The 17,992-nt window shown below is 35.3% G+C and carries 12 protein-coding genes; 6 read left to right on the forward strand and 6 right to left on the reverse strand.

The features are described 5' to 3' along the window. Positions 1-15 precede the first annotated feature (15 nt). Positions 16-780: a hypothetical protein gene (locus tag ACZ1AQ_RS11345; protein WP_489633018.1), complete on the forward strand. Its 765-nt coding sequence runs from the start codon at positions 16-18 to the stop codon at positions 778-780. Positions 781-918: 138 nt separating this feature from the next. On the opposite strand, the gene ACZ1AQ_RS11350 is transcribed toward ACZ1AQ_RS11345, so the two are convergent. Further along, positions 919-2,196 (reverse strand): replication-associated recombination protein A, encoded by a 1,278-nt coding sequence (locus ACZ1AQ_RS11350; RefSeq protein WP_489633019.1) that lies wholly within the window; start codon positions 2,194-2,196, stop codon positions 919-921. Between the two features lie 263 nt (positions 2,197-2,459). On the opposite strand from ACZ1AQ_RS11350, the gene ACZ1AQ_RS11355 reads away from it, so the two are divergent. After that, the gene (locus ACZ1AQ_RS11355; RefSeq protein ID WP_489633020.1) at positions 2,460-3,257 is read left to right on the forward strand and encodes a rhomboid family intramembrane serine protease; all 798 of its coding nucleotides are present in this window, start codon (positions 2,460-2,462) and stop codon (positions 3,255-3,257) included. 35 nt (positions 3,258-3,292) lie between these two features. On the opposite strand, the gene rlmB is transcribed toward ACZ1AQ_RS11355, so the two are convergent. Beyond that, positions 3,293-4,027, reverse strand: coding sequence for a 23S rRNA (guanosine(2251)-2'-O)-methyltransferase RlmB (gene rlmB, locus ACZ1AQ_RS11360; protein ID WP_489633021.1), 735 nt, complete (start codon positions 4,025-4,027; stop codon positions 3,293-3,295). 515 nt (positions 4,028-4,542) lie between these two features. Between rlmB and ACZ1AQ_RS11365 the strand changes: the two genes are divergently transcribed. After that, positions 4,543-7,716: a SusC/RagA family TonB-linked outer membrane protein gene (locus ACZ1AQ_RS11365; RefSeq protein WP_489633022.1), complete on the forward strand. Its 3,174-nt coding sequence runs from the start codon at positions 4,543-4,545 to the stop codon at positions 7,714-7,716. A gap of 17 nt (positions 7,717-7,733) precedes the next feature. After that, positions 7,734-9,173, forward strand: a complete 1,440-nt coding sequence (locus ACZ1AQ_RS11370; protein WP_489633023.1) for a SusD/RagB family nutrient-binding outer membrane lipoprotein — start codon at positions 7,734-7,736, stop codon at positions 9,171-9,173. A gap of 76 nt (positions 9,174-9,249) precedes the next feature. Here ACZ1AQ_RS11370 and ACZ1AQ_RS11375 read toward each other — a convergent pair whose 3' ends face one another. The 4 genes from ACZ1AQ_RS11375 to ACZ1AQ_RS11390 all read right to left on the reverse strand — a co-directional run bounded on the left by ACZ1AQ_RS11375 (position 9,250) and on the right by ACZ1AQ_RS11390 (position 16,863). After that, positions 9,250-10,203 (reverse strand): hypothetical protein, encoded by a 954-nt coding sequence (locus ACZ1AQ_RS11375; RefSeq protein ID WP_489633024.1) that lies wholly within the window; start codon positions 10,201-10,203, stop codon positions 9,250-9,252. 12 nt (positions 10,204-10,215) lie between these two features. Further along, positions 10,216-11,865 carry a SusD/RagB family nutrient-binding outer membrane lipoprotein gene (locus ACZ1AQ_RS11380; RefSeq protein WP_489633025.1) on the reverse strand — a complete coding sequence of 550 codons (1,650 nt, stop codon included), beginning with the start codon at positions 11,863-11,865 and terminating at the stop codon, positions 10,216-10,218. A 13-nt stretch (positions 11,866-11,878) separates the two neighbouring features. Beyond that, a complete protein-coding gene (locus ACZ1AQ_RS11385) occupies positions 11,879-15,070 on the reverse strand; it encodes a SusC/RagA family TonB-linked outer membrane protein (protein WP_489633026.1) in 3,192 nt (1,063 codons plus the stop codon). Positions 15,071-15,156: 86 nt separating this feature from the next. After that, positions 15,157-16,863, reverse strand: coding sequence for a BamA/TamA family outer membrane protein (locus ACZ1AQ_RS11390; RefSeq protein WP_489633027.1), 1,707 nt, complete (start codon positions 16,861-16,863; stop codon positions 15,157-15,159). Between the two features lie 179 nt (positions 16,864-17,042). Here ACZ1AQ_RS11390 and rpsL point away from each other — a divergent pair, with 179 nt between their 5' ends. After that, positions 17,043-17,426 (forward strand): 30S ribosomal protein S12, encoded by a 384-nt coding sequence (rpsL, locus tag ACZ1AQ_RS11395; protein WP_007136570.1) that lies wholly within the window; start codon positions 17,043-17,045, stop codon positions 17,424-17,426. Positions 17,427-17,513: 87 nt separating this feature from the next. Beyond that, positions 17,514-17,990 carry a 30S ribosomal protein S7 gene (gene rpsG, locus ACZ1AQ_RS11400; protein WP_298294574.1) on the forward strand — a complete coding sequence of 159 codons (477 nt, stop codon included), beginning with the start codon at positions 17,514-17,516 and terminating at the stop codon, positions 17,988-17,990. The last annotated feature ends 2 nt before the right edge of the window (positions 17,991-17,992 follow it).

Here is a 17,992-nt window from a genome sequence, read left to right on the forward strand (position 1 = left end):
TTAAAAATAATGATAATGAAAGTACGTTTTTTATTCTTTTTCGCCCTTTTGACAAGTTTTTCATTCGCTCAATCACTAAATGATTTTAGAGCAGTTATAGTTCCTTTGAAATTTGATTTTCAAAAAAAAACGAATGAATATCGTTTGTCAACGCTAACGAAGTTTAATTTGAATAAAGCAGGTTTTGAAGCCTTTTATGCAGAAGAGCCTAATCCCTACGACAAATGCAGTTTGTTGTATATTGACGTTATTAATGTAAAAGCTTTTTTGGCTACCAAGATGTATTTTGTGTTGAAAGATTGTAATGGAAAGGAAATTTTTAAATCAACTACAGCCTATACCAAAGAAAAGGATTATCAATTGGCATATACAGAAGTAATAAACGAAGCTTTCAATTCATTGTATGCAATGCATTATAAGTATACCCCAGGAGCAACACCTGTGGTTTCAACAAGTACAAATTTAGTTTCAACACCAAAGCCTGTTGCTGTGCCAGTCCCAGTTGTATCCAATGCTAGTGCACCTGTTAGTACTGTAGTAGGAACTAATGTAGTAGCCAATACTACAGTCTATTACGCGCAACCTACAGCCAATGGCTATCAATTAGTAGATACGACTCCAAAAGTTGTTATGAAATTGTACAAAACCTCAAAAAGCGATTATTTTACGGCTGTTAGAGACGGTGTTCAAGGTGCTTTACTTTTAAAAGACAACGAGTGGTTTTTTGAGTATTATCAAAATGACCAACTAATGTCTGAAAAAATAGCGATTAAGTTTTAGTTAGTTTAGAAGACCAACCACACATATAATAAAAACGAGAATGCTTTGATTCATCAAAGCATTCTCGTTTTTATTTACTTCTAATTTCTAATTTCTAACTTCTAATTTCTAACCTCTAACTTCTAACTTCTAACTTCATTAGTATCCATACTTATCTTTCCATCTATTTTTCAAAAACTCTCGAATACTATTTTCTCTCGAGTTATTACCGGGAACATAAATAGGCGTGTTGCTCAGTGCGTCAGGAAGGAATTCTTGTTCGGCGAAATTGTTCGCGTAATCGTGCGAATATTTGTATTCTTCGCCATAGCCCAACTCCTTCATTAATTTTGTTGGTGCGTTTCTTAAGTGCAAGGGTACAGGCAAATCTCCTGTTTGTTTTACGATTTGTTGTGCTGTGCCAATGGCCATATACGAGGCATTACTTTTTGGGGAAGTTGCCAAATACACCGCACACTGACTCAAAATAATGCGGCTCTCAGGATAGCCAATCGTGGCCACCGCCTGAAACGTATTATTAGCCATAATAAATGCCGTGGGATTAGCATTGCCAATGTCTTCACTTGCCAAAATCAACATACGTCTGGCTATAAATTTGACGTCTTCGCCACCTTCAATCATTCGGGCCAACCAATATACTGCCCCGTTGGGGTCACTTCCTCGAATCGATTTTATAAAAGCGGAAACAATGTCATAATGTTGTTCTCCCGTCTTGTCATACAAAACCGTGTTTTGTTGCACCAATTCCAAAACTCGCTCATTGGTAATGATTATCGGTTCCGAGGCCGACGCATTGACTACCAATTCAAATATATTTAGCAGTTTTCTACCATCGCCTCCAGATAATCTCAGCAAAGCTTCGGTTTCTTGTAATTCAATTTTTTTGCTGGCCAAAATGGCGTCCGCTTTCATTGCTCTTTCCAGCAGAGCTTCTAAATCCTGTTTCGTAAAAGCATTCAAAATATACACTTGACAGCGCGATAACAACGCGGGAATCACCTCGAAACTCGGATTTTCAGTTGTAGCACCAATCAAGGTAATCCACCCTTTTTCCACCGCCGCCAAAAGCGAATCTTGTTGCGATTTACTAAAACGATGAATCTCATCAATAAACAAAATCGGATTTTTGGCCGTAAACAAACCGCCACTTTGTTTGGCTTTTTCAATCACATCGCGAATATCCTTCACGCCCGAATTGATGGCGCTCAATTCATAAAAAGGTCGTTTAGATTCCTGTGCAATAATCTGCGCCAGCGTAGTTTTGCCAGTCCCAGGAGGTCCCCAAAAAAGTAGGGAAGGGATAATGCCGTTCTTAATTTGTTGCGTCAATGAGCCGTTGGGCCCCACCAGATGGGTTTGACTTATATAATCCGTCAAGGCTTGTGGCCGAATGCGTTCTGCTAAAGGTGCTTCCATACCACAAAAATAAACATTTTTATAGTTTTCAGGAGCCAATCCAGCTGTACATTACAAGTCCTCGCGCCGCGCTCTTTTTTTTCTAGGCATAAAAGGAGCTTCCTTTGGTCGCTCTTTTCTACCAAGAAAAAAATAGAACGCGGCACTCCGGGCTTTCCATTCCCATCTGGGCTAAACCCACCACGACACATTAGATATGACAATTTAGCATTTCTGCTATTTTGGATGTATTTTTGAGAGACCAATTGCATAGCATTTATCCTATGGAAGAAACCCATTTTCAATTTCGTAATCGCGTAGTCCTATTACCGCTACTTTTTTTATTGACGATATGGTTGGTCTATTGGCTAGAAATTCGTTTCCATTTCGATTTTGATAAGAATGGGATTTATCCACGTACTTTCTCGGGTTTACAAGGTGTCTTTTTTAGTCCTTTCATTCATGCTGATTTGTTGCATCTGTATAATAATTCCCTGCCATTACTCGTTTTGTTGATAGCCCTATCTTATTTTTATCCTAAACAAACGCTAGCAGTTCTATGTTTCGGAATAGTTTTGTCTGGTGGTATTACTTGGGTTATAGGTCGTCCTAATTATCATATTGGTGCTAGTGGACTCATTTATGTTTTAGTGAGTTTTATATTCTTTAAGGGAATTCAAACGCAATATTATCGTTTGGTAGCACTTTCTTTAGCCGTCGTTTTGGTCTATGGTGGTTTGATTTGGTATGTTTTCCCCGAAGTAGATAATACCATTTCTTGGGAAGGTCATTTAGCAGGTTTTATTACTGGATTTTTATTGTCCATCGTTTTCAAAGCCGAAGAGTATCAAAAAATATACAAATACGACTGGGAGCGCCCAGATTATGACCCGTCTCAAGACAAATTTATGCAACGTTTTGACGAAAATGGCAACTTTGTCAACCCACCAAAACCAGAGGTAGAGGAAGAGATAGATCCTATAATGGCTTATTTTACTTCCAATTTACCCATACATTACGATTGTGTACCCACACAAAAAAGGAACCAAAACAAGAGTCTTGATTCCTTTGAAATTGAGTAATTCGTGATTATTTTGTCACAAATTGTATTCTATATCTAACTTCTCTGTCTTACTGCTTCATATAGGAAAGCACCACAAGCAACTGAAACGTTTAATGAACCAATGGTCCCAAACATAGGCAATTTAGCTTTCTCGTCAATGATTTTTAATACCGATGGATTAATACCTCGGTCTTCGGCTCCCATTACAATAGCAGTAGGTCCAGAAAGCGTTACATCGTACAAACTTTGGTCTGTTTTCTCAGTTGCCGCAACCGTGCTAATGCCGCTCGCTTGCAATAAGAAAATAGCATCTTTAATATGGTCTACTTTACAAATCGGAATATTAAATACCGCTCCTGCTGAAGTTTTTACTGTATCTCCATTTACAGGCGCCGAACCTGATTTTTGAATAATAATACCATTCACTCCAGTACATTCAGCAGTTCTGATAATCGCTCCAAAATTTCTAGCATCAGATATTCCATCCAACACTAAGAATAACGGATTCTTTCCATTTTCAAGAACCGTTTCAATCAAAGATTCTAAATCAAAAAAGGAAATAGGAGAGATAGTTGCCACCGCACCTTGATGATTATTTGGAGTCAAACGGTTTAGTTTCTCAACAGGAACATAGGAGAAATTAATGTTTTCTCTTTTCATGACTTTCATTAAGTCTTTCATTAATTCTCCACTAGCTTCTTTTTGAATATAAACCTTATCTACAGTTGCTCCCGCTTGAATCGCTTCAATGATCGCTCTTATCCCAAATATTTGATGTTCTTTTTCCATCTTGCAAAATTAGTATTTTAATATTGAATTATTGCAATGCCTTTTTCGTATTCTATCATTTGTTAATATGAGGTAGGTTTCCAAAGTGTTAAGATGTGTTGTGTCTTCGAATTGTAATCTGTTTTTTGTTACGATTAATGTAAAGAATTTAATAGAATTTGCTCAGAATTAATGGTGTCGTTTTGAGGTTTCCCTTTTTCTTTAGTAGTATTAATAGTATTCACAAAACGTTATAAAACTTTAAAGAAAGTTAAAATTTAAACTTTTGTACTAAAAGGGGCTCTAATTTTTTCCTTGTTAAAATTGTTGGAAGATGTTTTTTGAATTTTAGATTAAAAATCAATATGTATTTTGTAAATAAAAAAATATTGAATAATCAGCATTATGTTAACATTTAACGTTTAAAAAACACTGATTTTTACAACGTTTTCATAAAATATTTTGATGATTTCTCATTTTGTGATTTTGAATAATAAATGGCATGTTTGTTTTTTTACTAATACAAAATAATCATTATGAGATCTAAATTTAAATGGATAACAACACTTTCATTAGTGTTTATTTTGCAACTATGTTTTGCACAAGAAAAATTGGTCACAGGGAAAGTTTCTGATAATTCAGGACCTATACCTGGTGTAAATGTACTTGTCAAAGGGACCACTTTGGGGGTTCAAACGGATTTTGATGGCCTTTTTTCCATTAAAGCTAAAACCGGAGATGTTTTGGTATTTTCTTACATGGGAATGAAAGATGTTACTATTGTTGTTGGGGATAAAACTTCATTAAATGTTTCTATGGTTGAAAATTCAAATGAATTAGAAACCGTTGTGGTAACTGCTTTAGGGGTTAAAAAGAGTAGTCGCGCAGTTGGATATGCGGTTCAAGAATTGAAAGCTGCAGAATTAAATAAAGGAGGGAATAGTAATCTTTCTGGCGCTTTGCAAGGTAAAATTGCAGGGGTTCAAATTACGCCTTCTAGTGGTGCTCCTGGAGCTTCTTCACAAATTGTAATTCGTGGCGCGCGTTCATTTACAGGTAACAACACGCCTTTATATGTAATTGACGGAATGCCAGTAGCGTCACAAGCGGATTATTCTACAGGAAATAGTGTTACTGGTGCCGATTCTGCCAATAGAGCAGTAGATATCGATCCTAACGATATTGCTTCTATTTCTATCTTAAAAGGGCAAGCAGCTTCTGCATTGTATGGTCTTAGAGCTTCCAACGGGGTTATTCTTATCACTACCAAAAGTGGGAAAGGATTAGCAACAAACGGGAAACCAGTATATAGTTATTCTAATAACATTAGTTTTGAGTTGGTATCAAAAAAACCAAGTACACAAAATGAATATGCACAAGGTTCTAATGGTGTATTTAATCCATATGCTTCTACCAGTTGGGGACCTAAGATCTCAGAACTACCAAATGATCCTACCTATGGAGGGAATGTGGCAAATGCTTTAAATGGGGGAGTATTAAGACCAGGGATGTATTATGTGCCTCAAAGAGCCAAAGCAGGCTTAGATCCATGGGTAGCTCCAAAAGCACATAACAATATTGACGATTATTTTAGAACTGGAGTTACAGTAAACAACACTTTCAATGTGAGCCAATCAACCGAGAAAACGAATTATTCTTTTGGTATTGGTGCCACTAACCAAGAAGGGATGTTACCAGCTACAGGTTTAAATCGTTATAATATGAAAGCAGTAGTTGAGACCAATTTGAATAATGAATGGAAATCTGGATTTTCTTTCAATTATGTACAAACGGCTATCGACAAGACAACTTCTGCAAATGATGCCACTTTAGTGGGGGTGTATGGTGCACCAAGAAGTTATGACTTGAAAGGGAATGGTTTTGCTTCGGCTACAAACCCTTATGATCAAGTGTTTTATAGAAGAAATACTTTTAACAATCCTTACTGGGCTGCTGAGCATAATGAAAACAGCGAAAAAACCAATCGTTTTTTCGGAAATGCTCACGTACAGTATGCTCCAGTAATTAGTTTAGATGACAAACATAAGTTAGTATTCAGATATCAAATGGGTATCGATTCGTATACAACAAACTATAGAGATATTTTTGAATTTGGTAGTAAACATGATTTAACAGGTGCACAAAGTAGAGCTAACCTTTATGGTATTACTACCGATGTGTTGAACTCTTTGTTTACCGCAAATTATAGTTTAGATATCAATGAGGATTTTAAATTCAATGTGTTAGTAGGAAATGAATTCAACCACGAAAACAGAAAAACCTATGATGACTTAGGTACTGGATTTAACTTTGGTGGTTGGCCAACGATAGCTAATGCCAGAAAAGTAACTTCGGTTGAGCGAAGAAGACAAAATAGAACTGTTGGTTTTTTCAGTAATGGTGAATTGTCATACAAAAACATGTTGTATTTAGGGGCTACAGTTCGTCAAGACTATGTTTCAACGATGCCAAGAGGGAATAGAGATTTCCTTTATCCATCGGTTTCATTAGGTTTTGTGTTAACTGAATTGGAAGCTTTGAAAAACAGCCCAGTGTTATCATATGCAAAAATCAGATCGTCTTTTGCTGAAGTAGGACAAGCTGGTACTTATTTTATGGATTATTATTCTACACCAAGTTATGGTGGAGGATTTTGGGGTGCGCCACCAGTACAATATCCAGTTGGAGGAGTAAGTTCCTTTATTCCATATCCTATAGTGTATGATCCAAATTTGAAACCTCAAAATACCCAATCCTATGAGTTTGGTTTTGATTTGCGATTCTTTAAAAATAGAATTGGTATCGATTATACCTATTCTAGACAAAATGTAAAAGATCAGATTTTTAATGTGCCTTTGGCTGGATCTGTTGGAGCTAGTTCTTTTGTAACCAATGGAGGAAAAATTCATACCAATGCACATGAAATTGTGTTGAATGTAAATCCTGTAAAAACAGAAGATTTTAATTGGGATTTTAACATCAACTTCTCTAAAGTAGTTTCTGTGGTAGATGAATTAGCGCCAGGGGTTGAAAGTATCTTTTTAGGTGGTTTTGTATCACCTCAAATTAGAGCGAATGTTGGCGATATGTTTCCTGTGATTTATGGAACAAGTTACAAAAGAGACGATAACAACAATATCATGGTAGACCAATATGGATTGCCAATGATTGGAGAAGAGAAAGCTATTGGGGAAGTAATGCCTAAGTTTACACTTGGAGGTTCTACTCAAGTTTCTTATAAAAGAATGTCTTTGGGGGCAACTTTCGATTGGAAAAATGGTGGAAAAATGTACAGTGGTTCCAATAGTTTGATGCGCTACTATGGGGTAGATGCTTCAACGGCAAACAGAGAAGCTGGATACATTTATCCTGGTGTTAAAGAAGATGGAACTGCGAACGATATTGCTCTTGGCGTAAATGGAATTCAGCAATTGAATTCTAGATTATCTGATATTACAGAAAGTGCTGTTTTTGATGCCAGTTTTGTAAAGTTAAGAGAGGTAACATTTGCTTACCAATTTCCTAAAATCTTTAAAGAAAAAATTGATTTGAGAGCGTCAGTTTTCGCAAGAAATATTTTATTGTGGTCTAAATTACCCAATTTAGATCCCGAAGCTTCTCAAGGAAATAACAATATGGCTGGTGGATTTGAACAATGGTCCTTGCCTCAAGCCGAAAGTTATGGTGTGGGTTTAAATGTTACTTTTTAATTTAAAAAAATCAACCGATGAAAAATATTAAAATCACTTTGCTTACTCTAATGGGACTGTTTTTGTTTCAGTCTTGTTCAGAAGATATCATGGATGATATCAATTCTAATCCCAATGAACCCACGGATGTTCCAAGTAGGTTAATCATTACCGATGTCATGGTGGCTTCTGCATTTCAACTAACAGGAGCGGATAACTCTTTTTATGCTGGGGTATACTCAGAGTTGAATGCAGGAAATCACAATCAAACCTATAAAGCACAAATCAGAGATGGAGAACCACAAAAATCGTCTACTTATAATAATTCTTGGAATACAAGTTACAGACAATTGCGTGCTCTAAAAATTATCATTGAAAAATGTAGTGCAGGTGGAGCAGAACAAGGAAATTATCAAACTTTAGGTGTAGCACAGATTCTATATGCTTACAATTTAGCTTTGCTAACCGATTTGTTTGGTGATGTGCCTCATAGCGAAGCTTTAAATATTCAAAATCTTCAGCCTAAGTTAGACAAGCAAGAAGTAATTTATCAAGAGGTTTTCAGATTATTAAATGAAGCTGTGGTAAATTTAGGTAAAACGACCTCATATGCTAGTTTAGGTGCTCAAGATGTAATATATGGTGGTAATTCTTCAAAATGGATAAAAGCCGCTAAAGGGTTGTTAGCTCGATATACGATGCGTTTGTCATTAGTAAAGCCAAACTATCAAGCGGTTATTGATTATGTAGATGCTTCTTTTGCCAATGCTAGCGAAGAATTCAAATTGGTTAATAGCGAAATTCCAAATCCTTATGCTCGTTTTGAAATGGATAGAGGTGGATTGTGTGTAGCTAAAAGTTTTTATGACTTAATGCAAGCAAATGGTCCAGCCGATGCTAGAACTGCCGTGTTTTTTACAAAGAAAAATGGAGTAGTTAATCCTATGGATAACTCTTTGGCTTTACCAGCTGAAGCACAAGGGGTATATTCAATTTCAGGAATCATGAGCGAGAAAAACCCAATTTATGTGTTAGGCTATCATGAATTGTTATTTTTAAAAGCAGAAGCTCAAGCTAGATTAGGTAAAAACGCTGAAGCACAAGCTACTTTGAATAAAGCAATTTCAGCGGCTTACAAAAAACAACAAGTAATTACATTCACTCAAGCTCAGGCAGATGCGTACATTGCATCTATAGGAACATTAACAGGTAGAGATTTGTTGAAAAAAATTATGGTTGAAAAGCACATTTCTTTCTATGAAAACGAGGGAATTGAAGATTATAATGACACCCGTCGTTTAGCTGCCATGGGAGATGGTGATTTGATACCATTAGTAAATGCTAGACCTGACTTGTTTCCACAACGATTTAGTTATGGTGCTTCAGATGTATCAGCCAATGTACACGTGAGAGAAGCATTTGGCGACGGATCTTATGTTTACACTGAAAAAGTTTGGTGGGCAGGAGGAACTAGATAGTTTATGTTTTATTAGACAATGGATATAAAAAAAACCACTCCAAATTTTGGAGTGGTTTTTAAAAATATTAAGTTTTTTATTTGGCGAAGATTGCTGGCCAATTTGCTCCTCCTGCTCTTGTAATTTCAGCAGTTCCTGAATCACCATAGGAGTTTATCCAGTCTAAGGTAATCTTGTTACCTGCAGCAGATTTAATAGTAAAAGTGTATGTTTCACCATAAAAATCAGTGCCTGAGGCTACTAGTTTGTCACAAAACCATGTAACTCTTGCAGTTGAAGAAGTTGCAGCAGGATCTCCCCAGCAGTAACCATATTGTCCAAAGGACATATCGCTAATTGTGTAAACACCTGGTGTCGCTGTTGAACCAAAAGTAACTGTTCCAGTTGTACTTCCACCGCATGCAGAACCTGATGGTCCTCTTTTCATATTAGAAGAAACAAAAGTATGAGTACCAGCTAAACTTTCGGTAATTGGACAAACAACATTAGCGTTGTATTGAAAAGGAGATGAGAAATAAGCACCACCCACAACGTTTGAGTTCGAATTAGCACGTGTAAATACTCGTCCATCTTTTAAAACTTGGGCTAAACGGATTACAAACTGATCACCACCAGTATATTGAGCTACAGTTAGGGCTAATCTGGTTTGTAGTTCACTGATTGTAACCGTTACATCTGCATAAGGTAATTCTCTAGCACCTGCAACAAACGCAGATGAAGGAATTGACTTTAATAAAACCTCTGGTTTAGGGTTGGAGCCATTTGCAGGAGAATTATCATTGAAAGATACATATACGTCAATTTTGTCTGTATCGTTACCGTTCTTTGCATCTTGTACTTCTAAAGTTACTTGAAATTTACCAGTAGCATCTCCTAAAGGAATGCTTGAGCTTCCAATTTTTGCAGTTCTTAAAGCAGCACCACTTGTTACATCGTTCAGTACAGTGTCAATAGGATTGTCTCCTTCGTTACAAGAAAATAAAGTAACGGCGAGCAATACTGCGCTTAATGATTTAAATATTTTTTTCATAATAATTTATTTTTAGTTACCAAAAGGGAAACCTGTTTCAGGATTATTGTCCCAGAAAACGCGTTGTGTTACTTTTGCTTTTTGTTTAATGTTTGGATTTGTTCCTGTTACTGAAGCAGGGTATAAGAATGAACGAATGAAACCATCAACTTTTTCTTCAATATTAGGTTGAATCTTTTTTGGTAATCCAGTTCTTCTGTAAGCATTGTAAGCATCGGTTCCGTTTCCATAAAGAGAAATAAAGAACTCTGTAATAACTACATCTAGTTTGTCAGTTGCAGCTGTATATCTTGCATCCACAGCATCAATATAGGCTTGAACATCAGCAGAGGTTGGAACAAAGCTAGTGATAGCAGTTTTATCTTTTGATATAAAGCTTTGTACTTTAGCAATAGATTTTGTAACACCCGCCAACATTAACGCTTTTGCATCTCCTGTACCACCAGGTGATAAAGCAGCTTCAGCTCTCCAAAAATCAACGGTTGAAGCCAAAATGATTGGTGTAATACCACCTCCTAAAGCTCCAAGGCTTATACTATTGATTGGTCTAAAAGTATTGTCATCGAAACGACCACCTGCTGGATATAAACCAGAGGCTGTTCTTTTTGTTCTATCATTTGGGATTCCTTCATCATTTCCATGATCTCTTCCCCAATAACCTTGATCATTATCAATTCTACAGTATACATAATTCCCTGCAACATAGTGGTTAGGTGCTGGTTCCACAGTACATCTTAAATCTTGTTCACTTACTGGAACTGTACTAACTTGTCTATAGAAATAGTAGCGTAAACGTGGGTCACGAACTGACTTTCCATTTTTCATTTCTTGCATTAACCAGTTGGCTTGGTAACCAGCTTCTACTCCTGAAGGGGTGTAATTGTTTACATATTCTGGGTGTCTTGAGTCTGGATTTGCGTTACTTGTACCCCATTGAAATTCAAAATCTTCACCAGTTCCGATGAAATTGTTAGAAGCAATTATTGCATTAAATTTACTGATAGCCGTTGCATCTACTAATCTAGTTTGTAAGTAAATTTTTAATTTTATAGTGTTTGCTAATTTTTCCCATTTAGTCCAGTTTCCATTGTAATAAAAATCTTTTGGACTTGCTGGAGCAGTAGCTTTAAAGTTTACAATAGCCTTATCTAGTAATACTAAAGCTGAAGCATAAACATCTTTACCTGAATCCAATTTTGGAGTTAAATTGGTACTGCTTAATGCTTCACTATAAGGAATGTCTCCAAAATAATCTACTAATGTAACAATAGTGTATGCCTCTATTACTTGAGCTATACCGATGTGTTTTTTTAATCCTTTAGCTTCAGCAAGTGGAGTCATTACTTGGATATTCTTCAAAATTACTTGATAGGAATCTTCCCAATCACCATTAAAGGTACTTGCGCTGTAAGCATCATCTTGGTAATTACGACCAAACATCCACTTTAAGCGGCTTACTTCAGATCCTACTGTTCCAAAACCTTGCATTGTACTAGCAAACTGAGTTTGTATTTTGTTTAATAGTAAGTCAGGGTTTGCTGCGTTTACAGATAAAGCATTTGGATCTTCTCTAAGGTCAAGGTCTGTAGTCTCGCAAGAGGAGAAGGTGACCATACTTACCATTGCGATAATTAATCCTGTTGATTTTAATATTTTTTTCATATTTTTTTAATTTTTAGAATGTAGCTTTTATGCTAAAACCATATCTTTTTCCACTAGGTCCGTTCAAGAAGTCAAAACCTCTACCATTCCCAACACCAGTACCCAATACGTTTGGATCAAAGTTTACACCGTCTGGAGTATTAAATGCATTGTAGTATAAATTGTAGCCTGAAAGTGTAAAGCTTATACTTCCAAAAGGGGTTTTTTCTAAAACTTTCTTTGGTAAGTTATACCCCAAAGATATTTCATTTAAACGAATAACTGAACCGTCATAAACACTTAATTCGTCTGGGCCAAAGGCTACGTTGTTAAAGTAGTAGGTTGAGTTATTAATTTGGATATCATTTGGTGTGCCGTCTTCTTTTACTCCAGGTAAAATAAACGTTTGTAAACGATCTTCTGTATCTGTTGTTAAACCTCTACCTAGCAAAGCAGCTGTTGTTTGAGAATAAATGTCTCCACCACTTACATAACTAATCAAGAAGTTTAGGTTGAAGTTTTTATAGCTTATTGTATTAGTGGTGTTTAATGTGAAATCTGGGTTTGGATTACCAATTATAAATGGACCAGCTTCAGTTGCATAATCACCAACATTGTTAACTACGAAATTGCCATTAGCATCTCTTTTTACTCTTGAACCAACCATTACACCGATTTGTTCTCCTTCAATGGCTTGGTTACCTAAGTTAGTGAAACCAGCGATAGTTACTCTTTCTAGATCTCCCAAATCTTTAACAATCATTTCTCCTTTGAAGAAATTGGCACCGATATTCCAATTGAAACCATTACCATCGTTACGGATAACATCAACATCTAAATCAATTTCGATACCGTTACCTTCTAATCTACCAATGTTAGTAAATGTTGATAGGTAACCTGTGCTCGGGTCTATAGGAGTTTCAGTGATTAAGTTTTTAGTTTGTCTTCTGAAATAAGAAGCATTAAGTGACACTCTATTGTCTAAAAATTTAGAATCAAATCCAAATTCATATTCGCTAAGTAGCTCAGGCTTTAAATTTGGGTTTCCTAATCTTGAAGCCGTTTGTTGTGCTGGATTAATTACACCCGAGATGTCCGAGAAATCTCTTGCAGAACCGTCTATGTTGTTAGAAACTGGATATGAAGATGCAAATCCAGCAGAAGTACCGTAACCTGCTCTCAATTTTAAGTAATTAAGGCCATTGGTGCTCTTAAGTCCTTCAAATGCTTCAGTTGGTATGAACGACAGAGAAGCTGCAGGGTAGGTTATTGAGTTTTCAAATGTATTTGATACCCAGTCTTTTCTAGCAGAAAGTTGTAGATATAAATACTTATCATACTCTAAATCGGCTTGGCCATAAAGACCTACAATGTTTTGTTTTTCTGTATATTGAATTGGGCTTTGAGTGCCAAAATTGAAGTGTCTGAAAACATTAAATACTTGTTGTCCAACACTGTTAACTCCTTGTCTATCATAAGTTACACTTCTAGAAGTTGCACCCGTTTGGAAGTTTAGTCCTAATTTGTCAGTTAATTGATAGCTACCACTTACTAAGAAGTTGTGATCCCAAATCATATTGTTGTTGTCAAATGTTCTGTAATTTCCTTGTACAGGTCCTCTTGGTGCTCCAACATTAGTTCCGTTTTCATTACGCTCGTTGTAAAAGTCAAAACCAACTCTATAGTTTAATTTGATGTTATCATTTAAATCATAATTTAAGGAGGTTGTACCAAAAGTTCTGTTTGTCATTTGTCTAACAAATGAGTTGTTTAGGGTCCAATATGGGTTCAAGATATCACTTGAAAGACGGTAACTAACGTTGGCTCCTGTGATAGGATTTTGATAAGGCCAATTTTGCAAATCTACGTTACGTGGAGTGTAGAAAATATCCGCGAAGATAGATAATCCTGTTCCTTGCACTCCAGATCCATTACTTCTTGCTACAGGTGGTGTCAAGAAGTCTGTTCTAGAATAGTTCATAGTTCCACTAATAGTGAATTTGTTACTCAATTTAGATCTTCCTCCAACACTAAAAGATGTTCTTTTTAATTCGTTACCTGGAGTAAATCCTTCATCACTCAAATTACCGAAGTTGAAATTATAAGATGTATTTCCATCTTCTGATTGCCCTGCAATGTTAATACTTGTGTTAACAACAGCGCCAATTCTAAAGAAATCCTTTACGTTATTCTTTACAGGTGCATAAGGAATAAATACTCCTTGATATTCTGGAAACGCAGCAGCTAAATTTGCTCTGTTGTAGGGATGTGCAACAGTGCCATCAGCTTGAATTCCTGATCCTGCAGCGCCATATCCGCCTAAACCATCCTTGTAAAATCCCGGACCCCAGTTAGAGAAGAAGTTTCCGTAAGCTTGGTCAAAACCATTACCAAATTTGTTTTGGTAATCTGGTAATGAAGCGATTTGATTCATAAATAAAGATTGATTCACGGTAATTTCATTCTTTTTCGAACCTTTACTGTTTGCTCCACCTTTTGTTGTGATAAGGATAACTCCATTACGACCTGCTGTACCGTATAGGGTGGTTGCAGCATATCCTTTAAGGATGTTTACGTTGGCAATATTGTTTGGATCTAAATCCAAGAAACGGCTTGAACCAGAGTTTCCATCTTGGAAATTTCCGTTAGCGTTTGTGTCACTTGCAAATGGAACTCCGTCTACGATAAATAATGGCTGAGTGTTACCAGAAATCGAGTTTAAACCACGGATGTTGATGTTTGTACCAGAACCAGAGATACCACTAGTTTGGTTAATTACAACTCCTGAAGCTTTTCCATTCAAAACCCTAGCGACATCTCCTTCAGCTCTTTGTTCAATATCAGCTGATTTGATTTCGCTGACTGCATAACCTAGGGCTTTCTTTTCTCTTTTGATACCTTGAGCAGTTACTACAACGCTCTCTAATTCTGTAGTAATGCTTTGCATTTTAACGTTTAAAGTAGTTGTTTTGGCTACTACTTCTTCGTTTTTCATCCCTACATAACTAAATATTAGTATTTGGCTAGGGGTTGCTTTAATGGTAAATTTACCATCAAAATCAGTTTGGGTTCCAGTTTTTGATCCTTTGATTAGCACACTCACACCGGGTATCGGTAATCCTGCGTTATCTGAAACAATACCTGAAACAGATCTTTCTTGCGCAAATGTTAATTGCGTCACTAGTACCATTAGAAGTACTAAGAGTCCATTGAACTTTAGTTTCATTATTTAATTGTTTTGAATTAGTGCGTCAAAACTCATAATAATTTGTTAACATTCCTAATATTTTTTTGTTTTTTTTAACTCTAACATTAAAATTTAACATTATAACATATGTTTGCTATACTGTTAAATAATTTTATATCGTTATAGTTATTTATGCCATTTGTTATGGAAAATTTAATAAGTCCGTTTTTTGTTTGTATTGTTATGCCAAGTCCTAAGCCATTTATTTTGTTAAAATTATTTTTACTTTTTAAAATGCTTTTGTCCTTAAATATCGCATAATCAAGTATTGAGTGGATGTATAATGATTCGTTGAGAAGGAGTCTATATTCAGTTAGTATTGCGCTCATGTAATTTCCTTGTAAACTATTTTCTGCAAATCCTCTTATTGAATATAGTCCTCCAAATCGATACAATTCATTTGTTAAGTAGTTGTTGCTGTTTAAGAAAAAATTTTGATTTCTAATATTGATGCTGTTTTTGGGATTGATAATGATGTTGTGTGTAATGTTTAGATTTACAAACTGTTGTTTTTGTTTTGTGATATTGGTAAGGTTTGAGGTGTTTCTGTTTCCGATGCCTATTCGGAAGTCTAATTTAGTTTTTTCTTCAAATAATAGGTTTTCTGTCTCTTTTTTTTGATGTACAAGACCTGCGGTTATGAATCGATTTTTATAGTCACTGATGTTGTTGTTGCTATTTTGTATATCGCTGGAGATGGTTGACTCAATACCGAAGTGAATCTTTGTTTTGTGTGCTATTAAGTAATTAATGTCGATAAGTGTTTTTGAGTTTTGAAAAGTGCTGTCTTGTTTGAATATGTTGAGTTGTGCGTTTATGCCTATTGGTGTTTTTAATAAATAGTCTAAGGTTATTCCGGTGCGAAATGTTTTTTGATCATTTCCGTCGCTTTTCCAATAGATAAAAAAATCCTCTCCCTTTTTTAGAATATTTTGAAATTGAATGTCTAAGTATCCATTTAATATGGTTTTTTTTTCGTCATTGTTGCTGATTCCAATGTATCCATCGAAAGAGTTGGATTTTCTTTTTTCAAGATATACATAAATTATTGTAGAATCTTTGCTTAATAATAATTCCGGTTGCTTTGTTTGTTTGATAAATGAATATTTGTCGAATTCGGATTTTATTTCATGAATAGAGTTTTGGTTGAAAACTTTGTTTCTGAATTTTTTATTGATTTGAGCTAAGTGATTTGATGGGAATATTTTTTGTTGTTGTTCCTCTTCTTTGTGTTTTATGATTATTTGGTTAATTTTTCTTTGAAGACCAAGTTTTGTTTTTAGATCTGCAAAAAGTATGTTGTTTTGTGCTTTTATGTTCTCCAAATAAACACTGACTTTTGGATAGCCTAGTTTTTCAAGTTTAATTGTTGTAGCGTTTAAAAAGTCTATGGTTTCTGGGTATTTTAAAATTAATGTGTCTTGGTTAGCGGTTTTTTCTGTGAATTGTTTTATGGGTGAATTTTTACCTATATATATATGAATGTATTTTGTTTGTTTTTTTAATTCGTAATATGCATTGTAGGTACTATCGTTTTTTTTTACTAATTCAGTTAAGCTGTTTTCTAAATAACCCAATTTTTCAAGTTTTTTTGAAGTTAAAAGGATTTCTTTTTCAATTGATGATAAGTTTGTGTGGATTTGATGGTATTGTAAAGAGTCAATAATTTTATTTTCGGCTTCTGTTGAGCCTTTTATTTTTAAAAATATTTTTTGTCCAAAGCTTATTTGGCAAGTGGATAAAATTATGAGTATGTTTAGAATATGTTTCAAGTTGTTTGGTTTCAAATAAATCTAACGCAAATATCTGTGTAATCTTATGGAATTCATAATCTAAAATAAGGATATTGAAAATTAATGAATTAAGGTTTGTATAGTGAAAAATATTTTATACATTTGCAACCCCGTAAAAAGCGGGAATTTAATATAATAAGAAATTTTTAGTATTAATTATGCCAACAATTCAACAATTAGTAAGAACAGGAAGGACTCAGATAACTAAGAAGAGTAAATCGGTTGCTTTAGATTCTTGTCCTCAAAGAAGAGGGGTTTGTACGCGTGTTTACACTACTACACCAAAAAAACCAAACTCTGCAATGCGTAAAGTTGCGCGTGTGCGTTTGACAAATGGTAATGAAGTGAATGCTTATATCCCAGGTGAAGGACACAATTTACAAGAGCACTCGATAGTATTAGTTAGGGGTGGAAGGGTAAAAGATTTACCAGGAGTTAGATATCACATCGTTCGTGGTGCACTTGATACATCAGGTGTTGCTGGAAGAACGCAAAGAAGATCTAAGTACGGTGCTAAACGCCCAAAAGAAGCAAAAAAGTAATTTAAAAAGTTAAATGTGTGATTTTTGTAATGGAATTTTAATTCTGTTAATAAAGTTATGCTAATGACAAAAAATTAAAAAAAAGACATGAGAAAAAGAGCGGCAAAGAAAAGACCACTTTTACCGGATCCAAGATTTAACGATCAATTGGTAACGCGTTTTGTGAACAACTTAATGTGGGATGGTAAGAAATCAACAGCTTTTAAAGTTTTTTATGATGCAATTGATATCATTGAAACTAAAAAGCAAAATGATGAAAAATCAGCTTTAGAAATTTGGAAAGATGCTTTAACTAACGTTATGCCTCACGTAGAAGTGCGTAGTCGTAGAGTAGGTGGAGCTACATTTCAAATTCCAATGCAAATTAGACCTGATAGAAAAATTTCTATGGCTATGAAATGGTTGATACTTTATTCTAGAAGAAGAAACGAAAAATCAATGGCTCAAAGGTTAGCTTCTGAATGTTTGGCTGCGGCTAAAGAAGAAGGTGCGGCTGTTAAGAAAAGAATGGATACTCACAAAATGGCAGAAGCTAACAAAGCTTTCTCTCACTTTAGATTTTAATT

Source organism: Flavobacterium sp. UM26, from assembly GCF_057922445.1.